We start from the raw sequence: 24,778 nt of genomic DNA on the forward strand, positions 1-24,778 counted from the left end.
ACTCTCCTGTCTATTTTAATAGTTGTGCTTTACTGGATTCTATTTTTCTAGTTAGAGGAGTAATTGAGTTTTGAAAATATTCCTCTAGCTGTTGTTGATTTCCGTTGTTTATATAGCCTTGTAAGCTCGCTAAAATATTAATATAATCATGCTTAAACAGACTCATTTCATCATAAATCTTTTCCAATTTATCCGTATAGGATTCGAGTTGCATAAGCTTCTCTTTCTGATTATCTATAGCTATCTTATTCTCACTAATTTTTAGCATGATAGTAAATACAATAAATATCAAACCTGAATACACGGTGAATAATATCGCATTTACCACCATGATTTCATTTGAAAAATCATACAATGAACCTATATAAATAAACATATACAGTAAGATAACCGTTGTTAGCAAGGTAGCCACAATCAGTATTTTATCTGCAGCACGGCTCTTCTGGATAACATCTTTATTTAACAATTTCGCCACTGGAATGCACATCAAGTAATTGACTATGAGCAAAAACAAATCATAGAATGTGTTTAAATGATCCTCGATATAACTACTTCCTATACCGAATAATATAATGGAGACTCCGTCAAATATATAATTCACCATCACTATAAAGATAATCGCAATTAACGGAGTCGCAATTGACAGGAACCAGTTTTTCTTTTTCCACCTCAATGCAATCATCAATACTAGAACGATATATATAATTGAAAAGTATTGATAATATCCTAGAAGTGGTACTCCTCCTAAGAATAAAATAAACACTATCATTAATATTTCGAGTTTTGTAAAAACCTTTTTTCCTAACAGGTGTATCGTGATTACGACACATACGGTTTGCGCTGCCGTGGCTTGAATTAAAGTAAGTATATTTTCTAAATCCATTTAATATCACCTAGCCTTACTGCCTAATAACCAACCCTTGCATAAACGCCTCGCCTTCCAGCACTTGTGTATCTAAAACAACGGATGGATTTTTATTCAGAATTCCTCGCACGATTGAAAGCCCCAAGCCCCGATTCTCACCTTTTGTCGAGAATCCTTTCTCAAACATTTGATGAATCTCTGGCATGTTTTCTGGCAAACTGTTCTGCACCAAGAGCGTCACCGTATTCTCATTCTTCACGAAAGCCACTTTCATAAAAGCGCCTGGTTGCCCTTCACTCGCCTCGATGGCGTTATCAAGCAGGATTCCGACAATTTGACACAACTCCACTTTATACATCGAAATCGTCTCAATCGGTTCCACAATCTCCAACTGCGCATCGATTTTAAGCTCCTGCGCACGCATCATTTTAGCCGCTAGTAAGCCTTTCAACTCCAAAACATGCATATTTTTAATTTGCGATAACTTGTATTTATTATCCACCATGCTCTTGTTCACCGGCATGATATTCGCGTCAAAATACGCCGCCAATTCCTCCATTTGACCGTTTGAAATCAGCGTTTCCAAGTTCGCCAACACTTCCACATAGTCCTGCTGGAAATGCACAACCTCCGACTGCAATTGCTCGACATTCGCCACGTACTGCTGTAGCTGAACCATTTGCTCCTCCTGATTCCGCTTTTGCGCCTCTTTCAAATTCGCGCGATACACCTTTACCAACACCAAACAAATAATTCCCAAATACACCGCGAAAAGTATCTCCGTCAGATAAAGTATTGTTTTCGGGAACTGATATGTACTAGACATGTAGAGCGTCAACTGCAAAATCACCGCGGTCACGATAATAATCCCAATCGCTAAAAATATATAATACCGTTGCGTTTTTGAAATCCTCACCCGTTTTTTCATCAAGCACATCATCCCGATAAATAGCACCACACACGCCACCGCAATAAGTGTGACCCAAATCAAAACATTGTTACTACTAAAAATACTCATCATTCTTCGCTGCCTCCAGTTTCTCTATTTATATATAACGGCAAACTCAGCGACAATAGCCACGTGCCTTTTTTATATCGTATTGCGAATATCAACACGCACATCGTGAATACTAACGAATAATATTGCACGTAATAAAGCAACAATAGTCCACTTATCAATAAAATTAAGAATAGGATAATCAAATATAATTTTGAGAAAATTCCCTTGCTGAAAATCTGAATTCCCATAAGTAAAGAAATGATTTGTACGCTACAACCTAATACTGCTGATAGAAAATATGTTTGAATCTCTTGCATGTTGGTCTCCTTTTCAACCATCGAATCTCCTAATTATATAGGTATATTGGCAGGTTCGCAATACTTTTTTATGCAAAGAATTGGCGTTCAGGATGGAAATAAGGTCATTCAGGACTGAACCGGCCACAGCGCATATTTTCGTGCTATGATTATTTTAACTGAGCAATGACGCGCGAATCCTATTCAATAAATGAAAGTAGCTAACCGTATAATATACATTTTTTATAGTACCACAAAAAAGGGACGAAAAACCAAATTTGTCGTGAACGCTTGGTTTTTCGTCCTGAACGCGATTCTTTTTCAAATTTTTGCTAGAATTTTAATACAAAAGGAAGGGATAGTAGATGCGAAATGAAGTGGTTGATTATTTATTGGGAGTTTTTACAGGAGCGATTATGTTATTTTTAGTTGGGTATTTTTTGCTAGGGGAGAGTTTTTCGGTTGCGGTTATTATTTCTGTTGCATCTTTTTTTATTTTGAGTGCTAGTTTTATCTTGAAATACAGAAAATGAACCAGCACCTGATTGATAAGTGCTGGTTTATGTTTCTACTTCACCGCAATCGATGCTCCTGTCTTGTCTTTGCTGGATGGTTTTGAGGCTTTTAATGAATTTCCACCATAGCCATACATGATATTTGTGTTATTGTTCGTATTATATAAGTCTTTCAATCCTATGGTATGACCAATCTCATGTGTTGCAACGGCTTGTTTTTGAGCATTCGTCAACTTCACCATGAGGTAGATATTATACTTGATATGCCATTGAATAATTTTATAATCATCGGTGTAGTAATACGACGTTGTTACGGCATATGCTGATGAAAGCGGATCATTATTTGTGTTGATGGTATTTATTGATTTCGCGACTTTATTGGAAATTTGATAAATCCCAGTTTCTCGCCATCTTTTTGCGCCTTCGTTAGTGATATCAACATACGCGCTCGGAATTGCCAACGAATAGGTTGTCCAATCAGATGTTCGCTTGGCTAAATGTGTGTTTTTGATAATGTAACCTGCCGTCTCATTCCCAATATTACCAACAACGTGAGCCTCGGTGGTTGGGCTAAAAATTGTCATGATTAGGATAAATATCATACCAGTAATGTAAAATTTCTTCATTCCTTCACATCCTTTTCAAGTTGCAATTGGAAGGCTTCTGTATCTAAGACTTGCGAATTATTAGCTGTTTCTTCTTGTTTCTCAATGATGGTTTCATCTAGGTCACTAATATCCTTCTTCTCAGGTAAGGTTGGCTCCGTGTCACCGAATTTTAACGTCGCATCTCCATCAACAAAATAAGTTCCATTCACTTGACCTTTAATCCAAAATGTTTTGCCATCTCCTGAATCCACCAGCATCAAAATATAGGTTTCGCCTGATTGGAATAGAGGATAATCTTCAATCTCCATCCCTTCTTTACCTTCTTGTAAAACATAGATAGCTTCATCATTTTTCTTGTTCCCTGCATATACTTTTTCTATTGAACCTTCAAATTTTGTTTTTGCAACAATATTATTTCCGCCTTCTACAATATCGTTTACTTTTCCAATTTTAACTTCTGCAATTAAATCCGCTTCCTTAATTGCTTGGTCATACGTAACATCCTCAATCGATGTATGCACATTGGCTTTTAGCTCGCTGTTCGGTTTAGTAGTCTCCTCAGCATTCTCCTTACCACAAGCAACTAGCACCAAACAACTTAGCATTAGGATACATATCTTTTGTTTTTTCATGTAAGCACTCCTCTTTGTCATTATTAATACGCTTTCATCTTAACATACTTTAAGCTAGCAAAACGGATTTTGTCGTGAAATGACGTTTATTCATCTTAAACGCTTCCAAATTAGTGATACCAACTATTTTCTTAGTTTTCAATTGAATTTAGATTAGGTGTTTTTGAGTAAAGAATGGTATTATATTGAGACACAAAGGAAAATAAAACCTAAAGGAGTCGTTACTCGTGAAAAAAATTGCAATGACTAGCATTTTATTAGTATTTTTTGTAGCCGGATGCTCAGCGAATGGTACTACAACAGAACAAAAAGTAGATATGACTGATGAAAAAACTATTATCTCATCTTCTGGAAAATACACGTCTCTCGCTTCCAGTCTTGGAGAATTGGAGAACACCTCGCCAATCATTGTAGAAGTTGTTAAAAATGACGAAAAGCAGACCGTAACCAAAGAAAGCGAACAAAATACCATGCCTACAGAATTTTATACCATGAGCGGAGTCACCATAAAGAACATCCAAAAAGATGACACCCATACTTTAAAGATTAGTGACAAGATTAAAGTTATGGAAGATGTGGCGACGAATGTTTCAATTGAAGGTAAAAAGATGACACTGACTTTAGATCATTACAAAAAAATGGAGATAGGAAAATCTTATTATCTCTATCTCAGACACAGTACGTCTGGCGATAACTATGTCTTGTCAAACGTATTCTTGAGTAAATATCCTGTTAGTAAAGTACCTAGGAATGAGCTTTTCTTAGCTGAAAACAACGCAACTCGTAATTTAGAAAACATGGATTATCAGGATTTTTATACAGACTTATACGCGAAAATTTTACATAAAAATGAAGCCTTACAGCAGCCATAATTAATGATACTAAAAAGCCTCCAATTTATTTTGGAGGCTTTTGCTGTTACTATACTCAATTTTATTTTTTTCTTTTTTTACTCGTTATTTTCACAATTATATAAATCACAATCGATAAAATAATTGTTAAGATAACACCTACTTGATTAGGCACTACATCTAAAACAAATATCACATAAGACCACAGCGACGCAACAACTAGGATAACCAAAAACTCTAATACATCATATTTTTTCATTTACTGTCTCCATACGCCTGTAACTGTTGCTAGTGTTCCAAATCCTGCTATCCGAACAACATAGCCATGTTTTGCGCTTGTTCCAAACACACCAAGTGCGCCCATTGCTCCAGCTACTAAAAGACCGTATGGATGTTTCCATGGTAATTTATTAGTAATATACCCTGCCATTGCAACAAGTGAGCCTCCACTATAATTCAGGAATGTTTTGCTCATATAAATCTTCATTCCCCACCAATATCTTTCAAATTTAGTAACGCCCGCTGCTCTTAGTAGAACTTTCTGCCCTGCATCTCTCAGTACCTCGGTATCAGAGATTAGGAAATTCACAGTTTTAGCATCTTCATCCACATATGTATGCGAATCTGATTCCGTTTCTTTTAGCATTTGATTGCTCTCGTCTATTTGCGCTTGAACTGTTGCAATCTCCTCGTCTGAATAAGCAATCTTCACTGCAATAGGAACATTCAGTGTATACTTCTCGCCATCAAATTCAACAAACTGATCCAGTCCATCAATAAGTTGCTCTGATAAGCCAGATACCTCATTTTCTTCAATTGATGAACTATCTAAAATTAGATTTTGTTCTTGTGCACTTGCAAGCGGAGCAAAAGCAGTTAAACTCATTATACTCACCGCAAAAATTGTGATTGCCTTTTTCATAAATAATTCCTCCCGTTTTTAGAATAAGTAACAGCACAATAAGCGTAACATAAAAAACAGCTGTATAACCATATTTGTCCTGAATGTATTGATTTTGTACCTGAACGTGTTAAAAACGTTCAATTTTAATTATATATATAACAAAAAAATCTAGTATCCCAATTATTTCTTAGAATACTAGACCCTCATTTTCCTCCATCTAATTACCAACCACCACGCGAATACTGCTCAGGCGGCGTCACTTCTCCACGAACATCTTTCGCAGCGGTTCTCGCCCAATACGGGTCACGCAACAATTCGCGTCCTAGGAAAATCAAATCGGCGCGGTCATTTTGCAGAATTTCTTCTGCTTGAACGCCCGTTGTAATTAGGCCTACTGCGCCTGTCGCGATTCCTGCGCCTGTGCGGATTTTCTCTGCGAATGGTACTTGATAGCCTGGGTAAACTTTTGGAACGGTATTTACTAGTGCGCCACTGCTGACATCTAGTAAATCGGCGCCGTCTGCTTTCATCCATTTAGCGAACGGGATGTAATCGTCTACTGTCAAACCGCCATGCGCGTAATCGGTCGCGGAAATACGAACGAAAAGTGGGCCATCCCAAACTTCGCGAACGGCTTTAATCACATCGCCTAAAACGCGGTAACGGTTCCCTGCTGGGCCGCCATATTGGTCTTCACGTAAATTCGAAATCGGTGATAGGAATTCGTGTAATAAATAGCCGTGCGCTGCGTGAATTTCAATGACATCAAATCCGGCTTCTTTCGCGCGGAAGGCTGCTTTTTTGAAATCAGCTACGACTTCTTCTATTTCTGCTGCTGTTAGTTCGTGCGGTTTTTTGCTTTCATCGTCAAATGCGACTGGGCTTGGTGCGACTGGATCTACGTCTAAAACGGCTTTTCGACCTGCGTGTGCCAACTGGATTCCAGCTGCGCCTTTATGGTAGTGCACGCCGTCAACGATTCGCTTCAAGGCTGGAATTTGGGCGTCATCCCATAATCCTAAATCGCCGTGAGAAATCCGGCCAACCGCCTGTACCGCTGTTGCTTCCAAGATGATAAGGCCAACTTGACCTGCCGCGCGGGAAACGTAATGCGCGAAATGGAAATCGTTCGCCACTCCGTCATCCGTCTCTACAGAATACATACACATTGGGGACATCGCCACACGGTTTTTCAAAGTAAGACCTTTCGTTTTATACGTAGAAAACAATTTTGACATGGTTTGATCGCATCCTTTTCTTAGTTATATTTATTTCGAAGGTATTCTAAGTCCTAATTGTGACGGGGATTCGCCACTTCGCAGTTGGTCCGCGATTTGGTCAAGTTTGCGCAAACGGTGGTTGATTCCTGATTTGCTGATTGGTCCGCTGGAGAGCATGTCGCCGAGTTCTTGTAGCGTCACGTCTTCATATTGAACGCGCAGTACCGCGATTTCTCGCAATTTTTCAGGTAATGCTTCTAAGCCCACCGCCGCCGCGATAAATTTAATATTATCAATCTGTCGCACCGCCGCGTTAATCGTTTTATTCAAGTTTGCCGTCTCGCAATTCACGAGGCGATTCACCGAATTCCGCATATCGCGCATGATTCGCACATCTTCAAAATGAAGCAGCGCCCCAGTTGCCCCGATAATATTCAGGAATTCCGTAATTTTCTCCGCCTCTTTCAAGTACGTAATATAGCCATTTCGGCGTTCCAACGTCCGCGCATTGAGCTTGAAACTGTTCATCAAACTACAAATCGCGTCGTTGTGCTCCTCATACACCGAGTTAATCTCCAAATGATACGACGACGTCTCCGGATTATTCACCGATCCACTCGCCAAAAATGCGCCGCGAAGATAGGCCCGGCGCGCACTCTTCGTCTTAATTAACGCCGGATTAATTGCATTCTGAAACACGCCATCATTTAAAATCGCCAAATCGGCCAGAATCTCTTTCGTCTTAGCCTTCAAACGCACAATATAGACGTTATTTTTCTTCAATTTCATTTTTTTGCGTACCAATAATTCGATCGGCACTTGATACAATTCCTTCAAAAGTCGATACATTCGGCGTGCAATCGCGGCGTTCTCCGTCTGGACGTCCACCACCATCATCTGGTTAGAAAACGAGACGGCACCGTTCATGCGGATAAAAGCCGACAGTTCCACTTTTGCATCCGTTTTTGTAATATCTAAATTGGTTAATTCTTTCTTTGTTTCCGAGGCAAAGGACATAGACCCTCATTCCTTTTCTTTCAAATTCATCAGAATCTGTAATAATGTATTCGTCACTTTATCCGCAGCATGCCTTACTAATCCGCCTTCTGTGGAGAGTAAATCGCCTGCAATGACGTTAATATTCAGCGCGTGATCCTTCTCAAAATTCTGCTCAACCTGCATCACATCATCCGGGAACATCAAATGTCGCGGCACTTCCGCCGTATTAATCATCATCGCGTCAATAATCGGCCGACCCACATGGTTCAAAATCACCTGCGCATGATCCGCGTCCGTGAAGAAATCCGTTTCCCCAACTTGCGTCAAAATATTGCAGATATACACCTTGTAAGCCTTACTTTCAAAAATCGCATCCTGTAAATCCTGCACCAACAAGCTCGGCAAAATACTCGTATACAGACTTCCCGGCCCAAGCACAATCAAATCCGCGTCATGAATCGCCTCAATCGCGGCCGGCAAAGCCTTCACATCCGCAGGCGTAATAAATACGCGATCAATCGGCTGGCCCTGCATCGGAATCGCCGACTCTCCTTGCACAAGCGAACCATCCTCCATCACCGCATTCAAAATCAGCGGTCGATCCGTCGCCGGAATCACTTTTCCACGGATCCGCATCGCCTTGCTAAGTACTTCAATTGCCTCCACGTAACTATCATTCAACTGCGATAACGCCGTCAAAATCAGGTTTCCAATCACGTGCCCCGACAAATCACCTTCCACTTTAAAACGATATTGCATCAGAGCTTCCATCCGCGGATCCGTATTCGACAGCGCCACCATCACGTTTCTAATATCACCAGGTGGCAATACATCCATTTGCTCGCGAATCTTGCCCGAACTCCCGCCATCATCAGCAACCGTGACAATCGCAGTCAAATCAATAGGTTGTTTTTTCAAGCCCCGCAGTATGACCGGCAGACCTGTCCCGCCGCCAATCACGACCACTTTCGGCTTTTCCGTCGTTGTCATCTTACTTTCCCTTTCTGCGTTTCATATCACGATGCGAAATTTGCGTCTCATATTTCGTTTTCAAGTTATTCCCAATGTACTCCGAAAGCGCCACAGAACGATGTTGCCCGCCAGTACAGCCAATCGCAATCACCAACTGCGTCTTCCCTTCACGCTTATAAAACGGCAACGTAAACAGCAACATATCCATCACTTTATTCAGGAAAGTCTCCGTCTCCGGCCATTTCATCACATAATTATACACATCCTTGTCAAGCCCAGTCAGCGGACGCATCTTATCAATATAATGCGGATTTGGCAAGAACCGCACATCAAAAACCAAGTCAGCATCAATCGGCAAGCCATATTTAAAACCAAACGACATCACCTGCACATTGAAAATTTCCCGCTCACTCGTCTGAAACTCATTATTCATCCGTTCCCGAAGCTCACGCGGCGCCAATGTCGACGTATTAATCACCAGCTGCGAACGACCCTTCAAGTCCTCCAACAACTCACGCTCCTGCTTAATCCCCTCCAACACAGAACCATTCGGCTCAAGCGGGTGATGACGGCGAGTCTCCTTATAACGAGACACCAAAACCTGGTCATCCGCATCCAAAAACAACATTTTCGTCGTAATAAAAGACGTATTATCCAACTCATCAAGCGCCGGCTGAATCGAATCAAAAAACTCGCGACCCCGCAAATCCATCACGAGCGCAATTTTGTTCATTTTGCCAGATTCCTTCATCAATTCCCAGAACTTCGGCAATAAACTCGGCGGTAAATTATCCACACAAAAGTAGCCCAAATCCTCCAAAGATTGCATTGCGACAGTCTTCCCTGCCCCACTCATCCCCGTAATAATCACTAACTGCAAATGATTCGTCGCCATCTATAGCCCAACCTTTCCTATCTCAAAAAGTAGTCCCAATATGTACTCTAGGCTACTTCTTTCTATACTAATATACAAACTCATTCTACCATATCTCCACCCAAAAACCTAACAAAGTAAATCAGCCGGGCGTTTCATTTCCCTTTCGTAAACTGTCACAAACTGTACACAATTCCATTCCAATATACGGAAATTCTGTATTTTTTAGCCCACACAACCATGATACTATTTAGAAGCACTAGAAAATGCGATAACTTGAAGGAGGAATTATAAAAATGAATAAGAATATCAAAAAAGTAGCCACAGTAATCTTAGCAACCAATGTGTTAGCAAGCACAGTACTGACGACATTACCTGCTGGCACTTATGCAACATCTACTCAAGAAAATACAGAAACGAGCGTAACAAGTCCCATTGTTAATCCTATCATTACGAACTCTACTCATATAACTGGTAAAGTGGATCCCCATACATCATCTATTAAAGTTCAAGTCCATAACCCAAATCAGTCTGTATTAGCCAATTATGAGTTTACTGATATCGATACAGACGGTTCCTTTAATATTTCAGTAGCAAATATGCATCTTGAAGCAGGAATGTCTATATCTATCAGTCAAGTTGTTAATGGTGTTGAGAGCTCTATAACAAAAACACCTGTTCAATTTCCCAAACTAAATATAAATCCATTAACCGTTTCTTCCACTAGCGTCCAACTGACCAATGCTGAATATCTTCAACTAATAAAGATTGACGTTTATGATAAAAATGGAGCATATTTAAACCGGCTTCTTCAAAAAATGGCTCCATCTGGTGGAAATCTAACATTCAATATCGATTTATCCAGATATTCGCCTGGAGACTACATTATGGCATATCAAGGTTACGGATCATCCTTAGCAGAATACTCTAATGTAAGCGCACCTGCAAAAGTAATCATCCAGGACCCATCAACAAACCACTCCCAAGATCTTGTTGACGCTCTATTCATTGATAATGATACCAGTAAAAGCATTAAGCCTACTGTCACACAAGCGGATATCGATGCCGTACAAGCGGCGCTAGACTTAGTTGTTGACACAGTTGACAAGACAGCTGTACAAGCAGCTATCGACAAAGCTACAGCAGGACTTGCAGATTTCACTACAATTGAAGCTGCAACAACCGCTGTAAATCAACTTTTCGTAGACAATGATCCCGAAAAAAGCATCCGACAAACAACCACTCAAGCGGATATCGACGCAGCGCAAGCTAAAATCGATGCTGTAACAGACGCAACTAAAAAAGCAGAACTTCAAGCAGAACTTGACAAAGCAACAACAGCTTTCAATGTTATCGCGCCAACTACTATCAGCGCTTTAACGACAGATTCTGTCAAAGTAACAGGAAGTGGGGAACCCAACGCTCCTGTGACCATCAAAAACGGCACGACAACTATCGGTACTGGCACTGTCAAAGCAGATGGTACGTTTGAAGTAACCATTGCCAAACAAGCAGCTAACGCAACCATCACTGCTACTGTCACTAAAGCAAGCAATGGGAAAAAAGCTACGGCTTCAACAACGGTCAAACAAGGTATCGACTACTCCCTAACAGCCAATACCTACAAAATGGGCGATACAAAACTTACTGGTACAGTCGGCAAAAACGTATCGAGAGTCCGTCTATGGATCAATGGCAAGCCGGTAGTCCAAGGCGTTATCAACGCAGATGGCACCTATGAATTCCCAACTGCCGCTAACTTCATCAAACTCGTTGGTGACACAGTGGAAGTCGTTGCTGTTGATAGCAACTATGTCGAAGTAAACCGCAAAACCGTTACTGTTACGGGGACATCAACATTCGATAACGCTTTAACTGTCGCTAAATTCAACACTGGTGATACGAAAATCACGGGTACTTTTGGAAAAGACATCAAAAAAGTACGTCTATCTATCAATGGTAAATCCGTAACACAAGCAGCTACAACAGCAGCCGGTACGTTTGAAATTGCCAATGTAGATAAATTCATTACAAGTCCATTAGATCTTGTCGAAATTGTCGGTGTAGATGATCAATACAATGAACTAAACCGTAAAACAGTCAGCCTTCCTGGGTCAGACACATATGAAAACACATTCTCTGTAGATAATTACTTCATCGGTCAAAACACACTAGGCGGCTCTTACGGTCAACACACAGCTTACGTTCGCCTATGGGTGAACGGTGAGGTTAAAAAACAAGCAGATTTAAACCCAGCAGATAACACCTTCAAACTAAAAGGTATTTTCGGATTCATCAAGAGCAAAACGGACGTAGCAGAAATTGTCTATGTCGATGCGCAATATAAAGTAATTCAACGTGTAGCAGTAACTGTTAAATAAGACTATTTTTCATCAAAAAACCATCGCGCTCACTAAACAGAGACGATGGTTTTTTGATACATATTATGACTCTGCTTGCTCTCGCCTTCTTTTTGCCGCCGCATTCACCTGCTCATCCGCATGATAACTTGAGCGAACCATTGGCCCAGATTCACAATGAATAAACCCTTTTTTCCTAGCTACTCGTTTCAACTCACGAAACTCTCGTGGATCATAATAACGCACCACTGGGAAATGCTTTTTAGATGGCTGCAAATACTGGCCAATCGTCAAAATCTCTACACCGTGCGCCAACAAATCATCCATCGTTTCTAATATTTCCTCGCGTGTCTCACCAAGTCCCACCATAATGCTTGATTTCGTTGGCAAGTCCGGCTCCATGTCACGAACACGTTGCAATAGCTCCAATGACCGGTCATATGTCGCGCGATGCCGAATGCTTGGTGTCAAGCGCCGAACCGTCTCGATATTATGATTGAAAATATCCGGCTTCGCATCCAGCAATGTTTTCAAACTCTCATAATCACCCTTCATATCCGATGGCAAAACTTCAACCGTAGTTTGTGGCATCCGATATCGAATCGCGTTCACCGTATTTGCAAATACTTGCGAACCACCATCTGCCAAATCATCACGTGCCACCGCGGTGATCACGACATGACGCAATCCCATCGCTGCCACCGAATCTGCCACACGCTTTGGCTCCCCCAAATCCAAATGCGTTGGTGCACCTGTCGTTACCGCACAAAAGCGACAAGCCCGCGTACAAATATCACCCAAAATCATGAACGTCGCCGTTTTCCGGTCACCAAAACACTCTTGAATATTTGGGCATTTCGCCTCCTCACAAACCGTATGTAACCGATTTTCCCGCAAATTACTCTTAATCGCCTTAAACCCTTCACTGTTGCTAATCTTCGTTTTCAACCAATCTGGCTTCCGTACATGCTCTTGTTTTTTCTCCACTATCTTATTACCCCTTTCAACGTGAAAATAAATAACTTTCCTGCCTGAACTTGTTCTCGGCCAACGCATGAATCTCGTCCCACTGCGCATCTGACAAAGTAAGCTCCTCAAAAGCTACATCAAAAACCTGTGCAAACCCATCTTGGAAAGCCTTCTTCATCTCATCAAGCGGTATCTCTCTACCAATCAAATCCAGAATTCCCGACGCTTTCCCGCCAAAAGCCCGCAACATCCGCTCTTTCACCCGCGCATTCTCAAATACAAAAAGGTCAAACAGCTCAGTCGCGTTCATATGTAGCGGAATCGATCCATGCTGCAGCAAAATCCCCTGATGCCGACCTTGCGCGCTACCAATAATTTTGCGATCCTGCATCGTAATCTCATACCAAGATGGTTCTTCAAAACAAATCGCCGTCCCACTTCCCGTTTGTTTCGCCTCTGGTATTGCAAAGCTCGCCTCAATATCAAGCTTCGCCAATCCCACCAACAACGCCTCGGAAATCAGTTTATGCGCCGCTTTAATGGTTTTTGGAATCGCTTCATGCTCCTCCGAAATAACAAAACTATACGTCAACTCATCATCATGCAACACCGCCTGGCCACCCGTAGGCCTGCGAACCATCTCAAAACCGTGCTTTTGCACAGCCTCATAATCAATCTTGCCCTGCGTCCGCTGAAAATAACCAACCGAAAGTCCCCCTGGCGCCCAACCATAGAAGCGCAGAACTGGCGGAATCTGCCCAGCCCGGTGCCAATCCGTCAACTTCTCATCAATCGCCATATTTATCGCTGGTTCCAATTTTTCCTGATCTAGAAGCAACCACCGTTCCACCCTCATTTCCCCTCTCAAAAACGCATACTGCTTGAATTTTCATCATTATCCCTTATACTAAGGAAGAATGCGCTATCTTTCAAATGACTATTCGCATAAATTGATCAATGAGGTGACGAGCGATGACAAAAGAACTCGGAAGATGTATTAAAAAATTACGGACCAACTTGGAACTCACGCAAAAACAACTCGCAGAAGGCATCTGTTCCCAAAGCTTGCTGAGCCGTGTCGAAAAAGGTTTGGAGATTCCTAGCGTGCTGATTATCCACAATATTTGCCAAAAACTCGGCATCACCGTTGATTCCCTGTTATCCTCATCCCAGCTCGACTCCCCATTTATCCAATTAAAAAAAGAGCTACAAGAGCTCTTTTTCCGGCATGATTTCGAAACGCTGTATCCCAGTCTACATAAAAAGACATTCGCCTTGTTTGAGACACATTCCCAAGCAACGCATTACTATTTTTTCTTAGGTGTGTGCGAACTGCTTTATAAAGCCAATCCTCAGAATGCTATCACCGCTTTGGAAGAAGCACTTTCGCTTAGCAGTCGCCGTTCCAATCCCTTGACGACGCATGATATCTTAATCAGCAGCTACTTAACGCTAGCCTATTCCGAATTGAACGATGAAATTCACGCTTTGAAACACCTCAATCAATGCCTCCTGTTTTTACATAAACAAGTCGAGCCGTCAGAATGGATGCCATCAATCTACTTAAATATCGCCCGGTTCTATGCACAGCAATCGGAAAATTTGACCGCCATCGAGTACGTGCATCTCGGCATCGCTTGCTGCCAGAAGCAAAACAGTACGTTCCAGCTAAGCCATTTATTTTTCGAACTTGGCGTCCTTTTCATCCAAACCGATAGAAAACAAAGCGGCGTCCGCAAAATTAAATTCAGCTTGGAGCTATCTTCCTATCTAGACGAACAATTTGTAACCGCCGAGCTCACCAGACGAAGAAAGTTACTGTACTAAATATGCAAATAATCATATTAGGCAATACCGATTTTTAAACAGTCCGATTCTAACGGGCAACCTTCGCAAATTGGCTTTTTCAAACAATGTTCTTTGCAATGATTCAAAACCAAACCGTGGAACGTCTGCACAACCGCCAACTCATTTGGCAACCCCCGCTCTAACATCTGCCGAAAATCATCATACTTCTTAGGAACCTCATACCCAACTCGCTCAAAAATCCGTCTTGTGTAGGCGTCCACAACCACCACTGGCTTATCGAACGCGTACGCCAGCATGCAATCCGCGGTCTCCGGCCCAATCCCCTTAATCCCAATTAATTCGGCGCGCAACACATCAAACGGCTGCTTTTTGACCTCCGCCACATCAAAATGATACCTACCAAACCACGCTACAAATGCCTTGATTTTCAGCGCCTTCTGATTGTAAAAGCCACTCGGTCTGATACGCTGCCCCAACTCCTCGAGCGGCATATCCCGAATTTTCTCTGGCTCGATAAACGTGGCTAGATTAGCGAGCGCCTGCTCTACATTGCGCCAATTCGTGTTTTGCACCAGAATCGCGCCAAGCATCATTTCAAAAACACTATCCGCCGGCCACCACCGCTGTATCCCTTGCCTCGCAAGCATTTTCTCATATATATCGTGTACTGTTATCATGTCCTAATCCTCCATAATAGCAAACATCGCCCAACCAATTTTTCCGGTCAGGCGATGTTTTCATGCATTATTTTTCAACGATTTTCAGTAAGCCTTCACGAACGCGTTCCAATTTCTCAGTTGCCGCCGCCTCTGTTTCGCCTTTAATACTGAAATAAAACTTGATTTTCGGCTCCGTTCCAGATGGACGTAGGCAGAACCACGAACCGTCTTCCAAGAAACATTTGATAACGTTCGATTTCGACATATCAATCGCTTCTTTTTTATCACTCTCGATATAGTGACGCTCGCTCAGCTGATAATCCTCAACTTTCGCGATTTTCTCGCCGCCCATTTCGGCAGGCATCGACTCACGGAACGACTTCATAATGTTGCTAATTTGCTCCGAGCCATCTTTACCACCCATCGTCAAGGAAACTAAATCCTCTTTAAAATAGCCAAACTGCTCATAAATTTCTTCTAGATCTTCCGCTAACGTTTTTCCCGCTTGCTTACTATCAAGCGTCACTTCACAAATCGCGAGCAAGGCTTGAATCGCATCTTTATCACGCGTAAACGGCTTCACCATGAAACCATTACTTTCCTCGTAACCAAACTCATACGTATGCGAGCCGGTCGTTTCGAAATTGTGAATTTGCTCCGCGATAAACTTGAATCCAGTCAAAACTTCGATCATTTCCACATCAAAATGCTTCGCGATCAGCGTTCCCAAGTCCGATGTAACAATCGATTTTAGTACGGCTGCATTTTTTGGAAGCTCGTTCTGCGCTTGCTTTTGTTTCAGTAAATAATGTAAAATCAGCGCGCCGATTTGGTTCCCGCTAAGCACATCATATTTTCCCGATTTCGTCCGAATCACAACGCCAAGACGATCTGCGTCCGGGTCTGTCCCCACAAGTAAATCCGCATCATATTTCTCACCGTAACCAATCGCGACCTCGAACGCTTCCCGATTCTCAGGATTCGGCGATTTCACCGTCGTAAAATTCGGATCCGGCTCAAACTGCTCGGCAACTTGAATCACATTCGTGAATCCGACGCTCTCAAGTGCCTTCAAGCCCAGCATTCCACCAGTCCCATGAAGCGGCGTGAAAACAATTTTCAAATCCTTGCCGTGTTTTTCAACCAAATCATTGTTCACAATCACGGTTTTCACATCTTCTAAGTATGGCGTATCGACCTTCTCGCTGATCACGTCCAGCATCCCGTCCGCAATAAGCGCGTCCTTATCCGCAACCTGAACCGCAAAAATATCATCAATCGCATCAATGTAACGCGTCACCGCATCCGCACCATGAGGCGGCATTTGACCACCGTCTTCCCCGTAAACCTTGTAACCATTGTACTCCGCAGGGTTGTGGCTCGCCGTAATCACGATACCACTAAACGTATTCAAAAAACGCACAGCATAAGACAATTCCGGCGTCGGACGCAGCGTCTCAAACACATAACTCTTAATTCCGTGATAACCAAGCACGCGCGCCGATTCATACGCGAATTCCGTCGACATATGGCGACAATCATACGCAATCACAACGCCACGCTTCTTCGCCTCTTCCCCATTTTCCGCAACATAACGCGCCAAGCCTTCCGACGCCTTGCGAATCGTATAAATATTCATCCGGTTCGTCCCAGCACCCAACACGCCACGCATTCCCGCCGTACCAAATTCCATATTGCGATAAAAACTGTCCTCTAGCACTTTCTCATCCTTCTCCGCATGCAACGACTCTTTCAAACCAGCCTCCAGCGCCTCATTTGCCAACCATTTCTCGTACTCATCTCTCCACTGCATCCTTTTTCGCCCCTTTTCACAAACTACTTTCCCGAATAACCAAATCCGTGGATAGCGTTACTTTTTTCGTAATCGATCGACCAGCCAGCAACCGTTCTTGCAAAAGTTCCACGCCAGTCTCGCCCATCAATTCTGTATATACTTTCACCGTACTAAGCGGTGGGAAAACATATTTTGACACACTTACATCGTTGAGCCCAATCACACTCACCCGTTCTGGCACCGCGATTCCTTGCTCCTGAAGCGCCCGTAAACACCCAATCGCAATCGAATCATTCGCTGCAAAAAACGCCGTTGGTAAGTCCTCACCAAGCTCCCCGATTGCCTTCACCATTAACTCATACCCTGTTTTGACGGAAAACTTACCCGAAAAACAATATTTCTTTTCATAAAGTCCCATTCGCTTCATATAATCCCGAAAAGCAAGCCATCTCGCATCAATAATATTCGCCGAGTCATCACTAAACTGCTCTTCGCCCGCGATAAATCCGATATTCCGGTGCCCATTTTTGATAAAATGATCCAGAACTGACACCGTGGCCTGCTGAAAATCCACAACGACCGAATCGTATTTCTGCACCGATTGGTCAAAATCCACAAAACAAATGTTAGGATTCCAGTTCGTCAGCTCCACGATTTGTGCCTGACTGAACTTGCCAATTGCGATAATCCCTTCCACATTTCCAAGCGTCTGCTCTGGGATATCTTGAAACACACGCAACACTTGGTAGCCTTCTTCTTCCGCCTTGCGCTCTGCACCGACACGAATCGATAAATAATACAAATCATTCAATTCTTCTTTTTCCGAATACCAGTGCACAATCGCAATTTTCGCGTTTTTCTTTTGCTGTTTCCGTTTATGCTTCGTATAAGAAAGCTTTTCCGCCGCCTCAAAAATACGTTTCTTCGTATCATCACCAACAGAAAGCGTTTCGTCATAATTCAGCACCCGCGAAACCGTAGCAATCGAAACCCCCGCCTGTTTCGCAATATCCTTAATCGTTGCCATTTCCTAACACGCTCCTCTTGCCCACATTCCATGAAGCATCCCCTTCATTTTATCAGGAATCTCACATCACGTCTATTTTTTACAATAAAAAGGCTGGGAACATCACATTCCTAGCCTCCACGCCTATAATGTCTTAAAAGTAAATACCGTTTCCGATTCGAAAAGTTCGTCCTTCTGAATCACCGCCGAGCCAAAACCTTCGTGATTCATCGAGTCTGGCAACCCTTGCGTTTCCATCGTTACGCCCGCATATTTCGGAACCGCCACGCCATCTATCGCAAATTTTCCAGATAACTGATTTCCCGTATAAACAACGACAGAATCGCAGTCCGTGCGCATTTCCACCACACGCCCACTATCCGGATCCACCAAACGCGCATCAGGCTCACCCGCTTCATGTTCCAATACAAACGCGTGATCATAACCATTTTTGATAATCACGTTTTGCGGATGTTCACTCGTCCCCCCATCACGAAGCGCACGCGGTTCACGAAAATCAAACACCGTCCCCGTCACATCCACCAATTCCCCCGTCGGAATCGATGCAGCATCCAGCGCCACAAAGCGACTACTCCTCATCTGCAACTCTTGATCCAAAACGAGCTTCTCCACATCACCCGTCAAGTTAAAATACACATGATTCGTCGGATTAAACACCGTCGCCGCGTCCGATTTCGCTTCATATTTAATCCGCCACTCATTCGCATTGTTCAGCGTATACGTCACCCGCACATCCAAGTTTCCAGGAAAACCATTGTCCCCATCCAGACTCGTCAGCGAAAAAACAACACCAATCTCATCCACCGTCTCCAAACGCTCCGCATCCCACATCCGCTTGCTAAAATTATCCGGTCCACCGTGCAGTATATTCTCGCCCTCATTTTTCTCCAGTTGATACGTCTTCCCGTCCAACTCAAAACGCGCGTCACCAATCCGCCCAGCAACCCGTCCAACAAGCGCCCCAAAATATGGAGAATGCGCCAAGTACTCGTCCAGCGTCGCAAAACCAAGCGAAACATTCACAAAATCACCTTTTGCGTCAGGCACCCACGTCTCCGTCACAATCCCACCATAATCCAGCGCCCGAACCCGCACACCATGATCATTTTCCAAACAAAACTCCGTCACAACTTGCCCTTCCAATTCCCCAAACTTGCGCTCACTTAGCTTCATTCTCTATTTCCTCCGTCTCCATCACTGATTTCATAAACCGATCAAACGCGCGTATCCCGTCCGCCGTATCCTTGAAAACACCCGCATCCGTCAACACTTGCTCAAATACCTTCCCAACCTCCTGCTGCAAAAATTCCGTCACCGAGCTCGCATCAAAGCCACCGTCACGCTTCAATCGATCCGCCCATTCCTTGTGATGATCCGCCATCGCGTTCGGCTGATCCAACAAATAACGCGCAACCTCCTCAAGTTCCGGCTTCAAACGCGGCGGCAACACCGCAAGCCCCATCACCTCAATCAAGCCAATATTCTCCTTCTTGATATGATGCAACGCCTGATGCGGATGAAAAAGCCCATCCGGATGTTCCGCCGTCCGCCGATTATTCCGCAACACCAGCGCCAACTCAAACAACGACTCACCGTCCACCGCACAACGACTGGCGATTGGCGTCACCGTATTGTGCCGCTCCTCTTTACTATACGCCAAAATCCCGACCGATGCATCCGAATAACCCTTCCATTTTTGCAAAATTTCGTCCGCAGCCGCCACAATATCCGTCGCACTCGCCGCACGCAACCGAATCACCGACATCGGCCATTTTACAATTTCCACCGTCACGCCCGGAAAAGCCCCCCACGAATAAGTCGGGAAATCCTTATGTACAGGCGCTTTCGCCATCGCAAACGTATGCCGGCCACCCTGATAATGATCATGCGACAAAATCGAACCACCAACAATCGGCAAATCCGCATTCGATCCCACAAAATATTCCGGAAACTGCGCCGTAATCGCAACCAACCGCGCAAACGTCTCCCGCTCAATCACCATTGGCCGATGCTCCGTCGAAAGAAAAATACAATGCTCATCATAATACGCATACGGCGAATACTGCAATCCCCAGGCCTCATCACCAACTTGCAATCCCACAATCCGATGATTCGTCCGCGCCGGAAAATCCACACGCCCTGCATAGCCTTCATTCTCCACACAAAGCGCGCACAGCGGATAAGCAACCGTTTTCACAGTTTTCTCCAATGCAATCTGTTTCGGGTCCTTCTCTGGCTTCGACAAATTAATCGTCATCTCAAGCTTCCCATACGCCGTCTCCACCAAATATTCAATATTCTTCGCAATACTCCGCGTCTTAATATAATCGCTCGCCTTACTAATCTCATAAAAATAATCCGTCGCCGCCCGAGGAGACCGTTTATATAATTCCCAAAATTCAGCATTCAACTCCGATGGTCGAGGAACAAACAAATCCATCACCTTACTCTGCCAAATTTCCCGCTCCGCAAGCGCCTCCCCAATCACACCAGATTCCACCGCGAGTTCCGTCAACTGATCTAGCATTGCCAAGCGATCCGCGGCGACATCCACTGCCACCGCACGCTTTTCCGACCAGCCTAGCAAATCCAGCAACCGGTTCGTCACATACACTCGATCCGATTCCGCCAATTCGCCCCTTTTTACCGCTATATCAATAAACTGATCTACTATCATTATTTTGCACCCCATCGTTTTTAGTTAGCATAACCATCCGGATTCTTAGAGTGCCAATTCCAAGCATCCTCAATAATTTTAGTAACATCCGTAAACTGAGGATTCCACTTCAAAACTTCCTGCGCCTTATCACTCGAAGCAATCAACGTACTAGGATCACCCGCACGTCTTGGCACAATTTTCGCCGGAATCTCTTTGCCAGTCACTTTTCGAGCCGCCTCTAGCATCTCCTTCACCGAAAAACCTTGGCTACTGCCCAAATTGAAAATATTACTTTCGCCGCCATTCTTCAAATATTCCAATGCCAAAATATGCGCATCAATCAAATCGACCACGTGGACATAATCGCGAATACACGTCCCATCCTCAGTCGGATAATCGTCACCAAAGATCGAGAGTTCCGAACGTTGACCAAGCGCCGTTTGTAAAATAATAGGAACCAAATGCGATTCTGGATTATGATCCTCACCGATGCTTCCATCAAACTTCGCACCCGCCACATTGAAATAACGCAACGCCACAAAACGCGTATCATACGCCTTATCGCACCACTTCAGAATTTTTTCCATCATCAGTTTCGTTTCGCCATAAGGACTTTCTGGATTCGTTGGTGCATCTTCCGTAATCGGAATCACTTTCGGTTCGCCATACGTCGCGGCCGATGAAGAAAAGACGATATTTTTCACGCCGAATTCTTCCATTACCTCAAGCGTAACCTGCGTCCCGTACACGTTATTATTAAAGTATTCCAGTGGCATTTCCACCGATTCCCCCACCAAAGAATTCGCCGCAAAATGAATCACGCCCTCAATCGTTTCCTTTTTGAAAACATCTTGCATGAAAGCTTTATCACGAATATCCCCTTCATAAAATACAGCGTCCTTGTGTAGAGACTCCGCGTGACCCGTTTGTAAATTATCGACTACAACAACCTTGTAACCCTTGTCTACCAATTGATCCACCGCGTGCGAACCGACATAACCTGCGCCACCTAATACTAAAATACTCATTTCCTATTCCTCCTTGATGGCTTTTGCTCCATCACTAATATTTGCAATATAAAACGCTGCTGGATAGCCAATTTTTTGCTCGTAGGCCGTTCCAACTTCCTGAATAAACGCATCAACTCTGGCTGTTTCCACGATTGCAATCGCACATCCGCCAAAACCAGCTCCCGTCATCCGCGCTCCTAAAACGCCTGCTTGCTTCCAAGCCGTTTCTGCTAGCATATCTAATTCTACACCAGTAACATGATAATCGTCACGTAAAGACATGTGAGATTGATTAATTAATTCACCAAACGTCACCAAATCTTCATCTTTAAGCGCTTTCGTTGCTAAAATTGTCCGCTGATTCTCACTGACAGCATGGCGCGCCCGCTTCACAAGCGTCTCACTCGAAATCAAATGTTGATACTTTTCAAACGTTTCCATATCCAACTCACCCAGCGCATTTACCGAAAGCTCCGCCTGCAATTCCGCCAACGCCTGCTCACATTGACTACGACGCTCATTATACTTCGAATCTGCCAACTCACGCCGCTTATTTGTGTTCATAATCACAATCTTATAACCCTCAAGCTTCACCGGAACCATCTCATACTCCAGCGTATTACAATCCAGCAAAATCGCCATATCCTTCTGGCCCATCCCAATCGCAAACTGATCCATAATCCCCGAATTCACGCCAATAAACTCATTTTCCACCCGTTTCCCCGTCAAAATCAGCTCCAATTCCGCCAATTCTAAGCCAAACAAGTCCTCTAAAATAACCCCTGTCAGCAGCTCAATCGAAGCCGATGAAGAAAGTCCAGCTCCATTTGGAATATTACCCCAATACAAAATATCCATTCCCCGGTCAATCGCGTGACCCGCCTCTTTCAAATACTTCATCATGCCCTTCGGATAGTTCGTCCAATTATCCGCCTTCCGATAATCCAAATCCGCCAAATCAAACGACATAATCCCTAAATCCTCAAAGTTAAGCGATATCAGCCGAACGAGCGAATCCTCCCGCTTTGCTGCCACCGCATACGTTCCCAGTGTAATCGAACACGGAAAAACATGTCCACCATTATAATCCGTATGCTCCCCAATTAAATTAATACGACCCGGCGCAAAAAACAACGCACCATCCGTCCTGTCAAAAAATCGTGCAAAATCAGCTTTCAGTTTTGATTCATCCATTATCCCAATACCTCCACATTCAAAATAACTCTCTTGGCTTCATTATAATTTATTTAGTAAACTTTATCAACTAATTTTACTAAATATTTTTAGTGGCATCCGACATTGGTGTTAATTTTCTTGGTATTAGAATTTCCAGCTTTCGTTATAATAGCTTTATCAAATAGTTTGGAGATGATAAAATGAACCTATATATCAACGAAACGAGGCGAAATGCATGATCACCGAACAAGCCAAAGTCGACCAATTTTATGACATGCTCGTGAAAAAAGATTCCAATTACGAAGGCGTCTTCTACGTTGGCGTGAAAACAACAGGGATACTCTGTCGCCCAACCTGCCCCGCGAAAAAGCCAAACAAGGAAAATTGCGAGTTTTTCGAAACAGCTCAGGAAGCACTTCTGGCCTCCTATCGACCATGCAAACGATGCCAACCGCTGAGCAATCCTAGTAAACTATCCAAAGAAGTCAAACTACTCGTCGAAGCGATCGAAGCAAATCCCGAACGAAAATGGAGTGACAAGGACTTCGATGAACTAGCTATCAGCGCCAATACCGCGAGACGTCAATTCAAAAAACAGTTCGGCATGACGTTCATTGAATACGCCAGAGCGAGACGGCTTGGTTTCGCATTTGACCACATTCGCAACGGCGCACCAATCATCGAGGCACAGCTAGAAGGTGGCTATGATTCAGGCAACGGTTTCCGCGACGCCTTTACAAGAACGATGGGCACCATTCCTAAAAAAGCGACATCGCTAAATAAGTTTGCCTCCAAGTGGATGGAGACACCGCTTGGCTCAATGATTGCCATTGCAAATGACGATGCCCTAATTTTGTTAGAATTTGTTGACCGGCGCGGGCTCGAAACGGAAATCGAAGTTTTACGGAAAAAATGGCACGCTGCTGTGATTCCTGGAGAAAGCCCTATTTTCGAGCAACTAACGCGTGAGCTAGATGCTTATTTTAGCGGCACACTCCAAGTTTTTCAGACACCTATTGCCTATCGGGGATCTCCATTCCAACAAACCGTTTGGCAAGCTCTACAAAAAATCCCGATTGGTTCTACTATCTCCTACGCGCAACTAGCCAGCCAAATTGGGAATCCGAAAGCATTTCGCGCTGTTGCCAGAGCAAATGGGGCTAATCAACTCTCTATCCTCGTTCCGTGCCACCGCGTTATTGGCAGTAACGGCGCATTAAGTGGCTACGGCGGTGGTATTGCCCGCAAAGAATGGCTACTCACACACGAGAAAAAAATAGGAGCACCAAATCAATGTTAAAGTTGATTTGGTGCTCCTATTTTCGGTTATCTTATTTGCGTACTAGTGGCTTGCCAGCATAAGTATTTTTCAAGGCTTCTTTGATCATTTCTGCGTTTTCTCGCTTTAGTTCTTCAAGCGTCTTCTTTAGTAATTCTTCGACCATATCAACCACTCCTCGTATAATAAGTTTATAGCTTCTTAATTGTTCTTTGAAAATTTCATATAACAGCCTGTCGGCTTGTAAATGGTTTGCTTTGATATTGTGTGATTTCCCAGATTATAATGGAGCTATGGAA

At 43.5% G+C, this 24,778-nt stretch carries 24 protein-coding genes; 5 read left to right on the plus strand and 19 right to left on the minus strand.

Annotation, left to right across the window (positions count from 1 at the left end; all coding sequences use genetic code 11):
* Positions 1-10: 10 nt before the first annotated feature.
* Together DUK53_RS14550 and DUK53_RS14555 are read right to left on the minus strand one after the other, a co-directional pair.
* The gene (locus DUK53_RS14550) at positions 11-883 is read right to left on the minus strand and encodes a hypothetical protein (protein ID WP_036131705.1); all 873 of its coding nucleotides are present in this window, start codon (positions 881-883) and stop codon (positions 11-13) included.
* Between the two features lie 16 nt (positions 884-899).
* A complete protein-coding gene (locus DUK53_RS14555; RefSeq protein ID WP_052164890.1) occupies positions 900-1,886 on the minus strand; it encodes a sensor histidine kinase in 987 nt (328 codons plus the stop codon).
* Between the two features lie 640 nt (positions 1,887-2,526).
* Here DUK53_RS14555 and DUK53_RS17555 point away from each other — a divergent pair.
* Positions 2,527-2,694 carry a hypothetical protein gene (locus DUK53_RS17555; protein ID WP_156110589.1) on the plus strand — a complete coding sequence of 56 codons (168 nt, stop codon included), beginning with the start codon at positions 2,527-2,529 and terminating at the stop codon, positions 2,692-2,694.
* A 35-nt stretch (positions 2,695-2,729) separates the two neighbouring features.
* On the opposite strand, the gene DUK53_RS14560 is transcribed toward DUK53_RS17555, so the two are convergent.
* Positions 2,730-3,302 (minus strand): zinc metalloprotease, encoded by a 573-nt coding sequence (locus tag DUK53_RS14560; RefSeq protein WP_036131702.1) that lies wholly within the window; start codon positions 3,300-3,302, stop codon positions 2,730-2,732.
* On the minus strand, positions 3,299-3,916 hold the full coding sequence (locus DUK53_RS14565) for a hypothetical protein (RefSeq protein ID WP_036131700.1): 618 nt from the start codon (positions 3,914-3,916) through the stop codon (positions 3,299-3,301). Before DUK53_RS14565 ends, DUK53_RS14560 begins: the two co-directional genes overlap by 4 nt.
* Positions 3,917-4,143: 227 nt before the next feature.
* Here DUK53_RS14565 and DUK53_RS14570 point away from each other — a divergent pair, with 227 nt between their 5' ends.
* Positions 4,144-4,788 (plus strand): hypothetical protein, encoded by a 645-nt coding sequence (locus DUK53_RS14570; protein ID WP_052164889.1) that lies wholly within the window; start codon positions 4,144-4,146, stop codon positions 4,786-4,788.
* A gap of 61 nt (positions 4,789-4,849) precedes the next feature.
* Here the strand turns inward: DUK53_RS14570 and DUK53_RS17560 are convergent, their stop codons facing one another.
* The 6 genes from DUK53_RS17560 to rapZ form a co-directional block, all read right to left on the minus strand.
* Positions 4,850-5,026, minus strand: coding sequence for a hypothetical protein (locus DUK53_RS17560; RefSeq protein WP_156110588.1), 177 nt, complete (start codon positions 5,024-5,026; stop codon positions 4,850-4,852).
* On the minus strand, positions 5,027-5,689 hold the full coding sequence (locus DUK53_RS14575) for a hypothetical protein (RefSeq protein ID WP_036131698.1): 663 nt from the start codon (positions 5,687-5,689) through the stop codon (positions 5,027-5,029).
* Between the two features lie 203 nt (positions 5,690-5,892).
* Positions 5,893-6,909: an NADPH dehydrogenase NamA gene (gene namA / locus DUK53_RS14580; protein ID WP_036131696.1), complete on the minus strand. Its 1,017-nt coding sequence runs from the start codon at positions 6,907-6,909 to the stop codon at positions 5,893-5,895.
* A gap of 30 nt (positions 6,910-6,939) precedes the next feature.
* Entirely contained in the window at positions 6,940-7,908 is a 969-nt protein-coding gene (gene whiA / locus DUK53_RS14585; protein ID WP_036076742.1) for a DNA-binding protein WhiA, read from the minus strand.
* Between the two features lie 6 nt (positions 7,909-7,914).
* A complete protein-coding gene (locus DUK53_RS14590) occupies positions 7,915-8,880 on the minus strand; it encodes a gluconeogenesis factor YvcK family protein (protein ID WP_036131694.1) in 966 nt (321 codons plus the stop codon).
* A 1-nt stretch (position 8,881) separates the two neighbouring features.
* Complete coding sequence (gene rapZ, locus DUK53_RS14595; protein WP_036131692.1) at positions 8,882-9,757, minus strand: RNase adapter RapZ; 876 nt, start codon at positions 9,755-9,757, stop codon at positions 8,882-8,884.
* Between the two features lie 866 nt (positions 9,758-10,623).
* On the opposite strand from rapZ, the gene DUK53_RS14600 reads away from it, so the two are divergent.
* A complete protein-coding gene (locus DUK53_RS14600; RefSeq protein WP_124892927.1) occupies positions 10,624-12,117 on the plus strand; it encodes an immunoglobulin-like domain-containing protein in 1,494 nt (497 codons plus the stop codon).
* 63 nt (positions 12,118-12,180) lie between these two features.
* Here the strand turns inward: DUK53_RS14600 and lipA are convergent, their stop codons facing one another.
* On the minus strand, positions 12,181-13,083 hold the full coding sequence (gene lipA / locus DUK53_RS14605) for a lipoyl synthase (protein ID WP_036092793.1): 903 nt from the start codon (positions 13,081-13,083) through the stop codon (positions 12,181-12,183).
* A gap of 16 nt (positions 13,084-13,099) precedes the next feature.
* Positions 13,100-13,915: a lipoate--protein ligase family protein gene (locus tag DUK53_RS14610; RefSeq protein WP_373862742.1), complete on the minus strand. Its 816-nt coding sequence runs from the start codon at positions 13,913-13,915 to the stop codon at positions 13,100-13,102.
* 122 nt (positions 13,916-14,037) lie between these two features.
* Between DUK53_RS14610 and DUK53_RS14615 the strand changes: the two genes are divergently transcribed.
* Positions 14,038-14,892: a helix-turn-helix transcriptional regulator gene (locus tag DUK53_RS14615; RefSeq protein WP_036092787.1), complete on the plus strand. Its 855-nt coding sequence runs from the start codon at positions 14,038-14,040 to the stop codon at positions 14,890-14,892.
* A 17-nt stretch (positions 14,893-14,909) separates the two neighbouring features.
* Here the strand turns inward: DUK53_RS14615 and DUK53_RS14620 are convergent, their stop codons facing one another.
* The 7 genes from DUK53_RS14620 to DUK53_RS14650 form a co-directional block, all read right to left on the minus strand.
* Positions 14,910-15,551 carry an endonuclease III domain-containing protein gene (locus DUK53_RS14620; RefSeq protein WP_036092786.1) on the minus strand — a complete coding sequence of 214 codons (642 nt, stop codon included), beginning with the start codon at positions 15,549-15,551 and terminating at the stop codon, positions 14,910-14,912.
* Positions 15,552-15,618: 67 nt separating this feature from the next.
* Positions 15,619-17,346: a phospho-sugar mutase gene (locus DUK53_RS14625; protein WP_036131787.1), complete on the minus strand. Its 1,728-nt coding sequence runs from the start codon at positions 17,344-17,346 to the stop codon at positions 15,619-15,621.
* Between the two features lie 16 nt (positions 17,347-17,362).
* Positions 17,363-18,355: a LacI family DNA-binding transcriptional regulator gene (locus tag DUK53_RS14630; protein ID WP_036131786.1), complete on the minus strand. Its 993-nt coding sequence runs from the start codon at positions 18,353-18,355 to the stop codon at positions 17,363-17,365.
* A gap of 123 nt (positions 18,356-18,478) precedes the next feature.
* Positions 18,479-19,528 (minus strand): aldose epimerase family protein, encoded by a 1,050-nt coding sequence (locus DUK53_RS14635; RefSeq protein ID WP_036131783.1) that lies wholly within the window; start codon positions 19,526-19,528, stop codon positions 18,479-18,481.
* The gene (galT, locus tag DUK53_RS14640) at positions 19,515-21,032 is read right to left on the minus strand and encodes a UDP-glucose--hexose-1-phosphate uridylyltransferase (protein WP_201740734.1); all 1,518 of its coding nucleotides are present in this window, start codon (positions 21,030-21,032) and stop codon (positions 19,515-19,517) included. The genes DUK53_RS14635 and galT overlap by 14 nt, the downstream gene beginning before the upstream one ends.
* Positions 21,033-21,052: 20 nt before the next feature.
* Positions 21,053-22,042, minus strand: a complete 990-nt coding sequence (gene galE, locus DUK53_RS14645) for a UDP-glucose 4-epimerase GalE (RefSeq protein ID WP_036092776.1) — start codon at positions 22,040-22,042, stop codon at positions 21,053-21,055.
* A gap of 3 nt (positions 22,043-22,045) precedes the next feature.
* The gene (locus DUK53_RS14650; RefSeq protein WP_036092774.1) at positions 22,046-23,218 is read right to left on the minus strand and encodes a galactokinase; all 1,173 of its coding nucleotides are present in this window, start codon (positions 23,216-23,218) and stop codon (positions 22,046-22,048) included.
* Between the two features lie 217 nt (positions 23,219-23,435).
* On the opposite strand from DUK53_RS14650, the gene DUK53_RS14655 reads away from it, so the two are divergent.
* Positions 23,436-24,500: a bifunctional transcriptional activator/DNA repair enzyme AdaA gene (locus DUK53_RS14655; RefSeq protein ID WP_036092772.1), complete on the plus strand. Its 1,065-nt coding sequence runs from the start codon at positions 23,436-23,438 to the stop codon at positions 24,498-24,500.
* Positions 24,501-24,778 lie beyond the last annotated feature (278 nt).

Origin of the sequence: Listeria sp. SHR_NRA_18 (genome assembly GCF_003856515.1) — a bacterium.
Classification (GTDB): Bacteria; Bacillota; Bacilli; order Lactobacillales; family Listeriaceae; genus Listeria_A; species Listeria_A newyorkensis.

Coding starts and splice junctions, on each gene's coding strand:
- DUK53_RS14550 (WP_036131705.1), bottom strand. CDS start 883: ATGGATTTAGAAAATATACTTACTTTAATTCAAGCCACGGCAGCGCAA.
- DUK53_RS14555 (WP_052164890.1), bottom strand. CDS start 1,886: ATGATGAGTATTTTTAGTAGTAACAATGTTTTGATTTGGGTCACACTT.
- DUK53_RS17555 (WP_156110589.1), top strand. CDS start 2,527: ATGCGAAATGAAGTGGTTGATTATTTATTGGGAGTTTTTACAGGAGCG.
- DUK53_RS14560 (WP_036131702.1), bottom strand. CDS start 3,302: ATGAAGAAATTTTACATTACTGGTATGATATTTATCCTAATCATGACA.
- DUK53_RS14565 (WP_036131700.1), bottom strand. CDS start 3,916: ATGAAAAAACAAAAGATATGTATCCTAATGCTAAGTTGTTTGGTGCTA.
- DUK53_RS17560 (WP_156110588.1), bottom strand. CDS start 5,026: ATGAAAAAATATGATGTATTAGAGTTTTTGGTTATCCTAGTTGTTGCG.
- DUK53_RS14575 (WP_036131698.1), bottom strand. CDS start 5,689: ATGAAAAAGGCAATCACAATTTTTGCGGTGAGTATAATGAGTTTAACT.
- namA (WP_036131696.1), bottom strand. CDS start 6,909: ATGTCAAAATTGTTTTCTACGTATAAAACGAAAGGTCTTACTTTGAAA.
- whiA (WP_036076742.1), bottom strand. CDS start 7,908: ATGTCCTTTGCCTCGGAAACAAAGAAAGAATTAACCAATTTAGATATT.
- DUK53_RS14590 (WP_036131694.1), bottom strand. CDS start 8,880: ATGACAACGACGGAAAAGCCGAAAGTGGTCGTGATTGGCGGCGGGACA.
- rapZ (WP_036131692.1), bottom strand. CDS start 9,757: ATGGCGACGAATCATTTGCAGTTAGTGATTATTACGGGGATGAGTGGG.
- DUK53_RS14600 (WP_124892927.1), top strand. CDS start 10,624: ATGGCATATCAAGGTTACGGATCATCCTTAGCAGAATACTCTAATGTA.
- DUK53_RS14615 (WP_036092787.1), top strand. CDS start 14,038: ATGACAAAAGAACTCGGAAGATGTATTAAAAAATTACGGACCAACTTG.
- DUK53_RS14620 (WP_036092786.1), bottom strand. CDS start 15,551: ATGATAACAGTACACGATATATATGAGAAAATGCTTGCGAGGCAAGGG.
- DUK53_RS14625 (WP_036131787.1), bottom strand. CDS start 17,346: ATGCAGTGGAGAGATGAGTACGAGAAATGGTTGGCAAATGAGGCGCTG.
- DUK53_RS14630 (WP_036131786.1), bottom strand. CDS start 18,355: ATGGCAACGATTAAGGATATTGCGAAACAGGCGGGGGTTTCGATTGCT.
- DUK53_RS14635 (WP_036131783.1), bottom strand. CDS start 19,528: ATGAAGCTAAGTGAGCGCAAGTTTGGGGAATTGGAAGGGCAAGTTGTG.
- galT (WP_201740734.1), bottom strand. CDS start 21,032: ATGATAGTAGATCAGTTTATTGATATAGCGGTAAAAAGGGGCGAATTG.
- galE (WP_036092776.1), bottom strand. CDS start 22,042: ATGAGTATTTTAGTATTAGGTGGCGCAGGTTATGTCGGTTCGCACGCG.
- DUK53_RS14650 (WP_036092774.1), bottom strand. CDS start 23,218: ATGGATGAATCAAAACTGAAAGCTGATTTTGCACGATTTTTTGACAGG.
- DUK53_RS14655 (WP_036092772.1), top strand. CDS start 23,436: ATGATCACCGAACAAGCCAAAGTCGACCAATTTTATGACATGCTCGTG.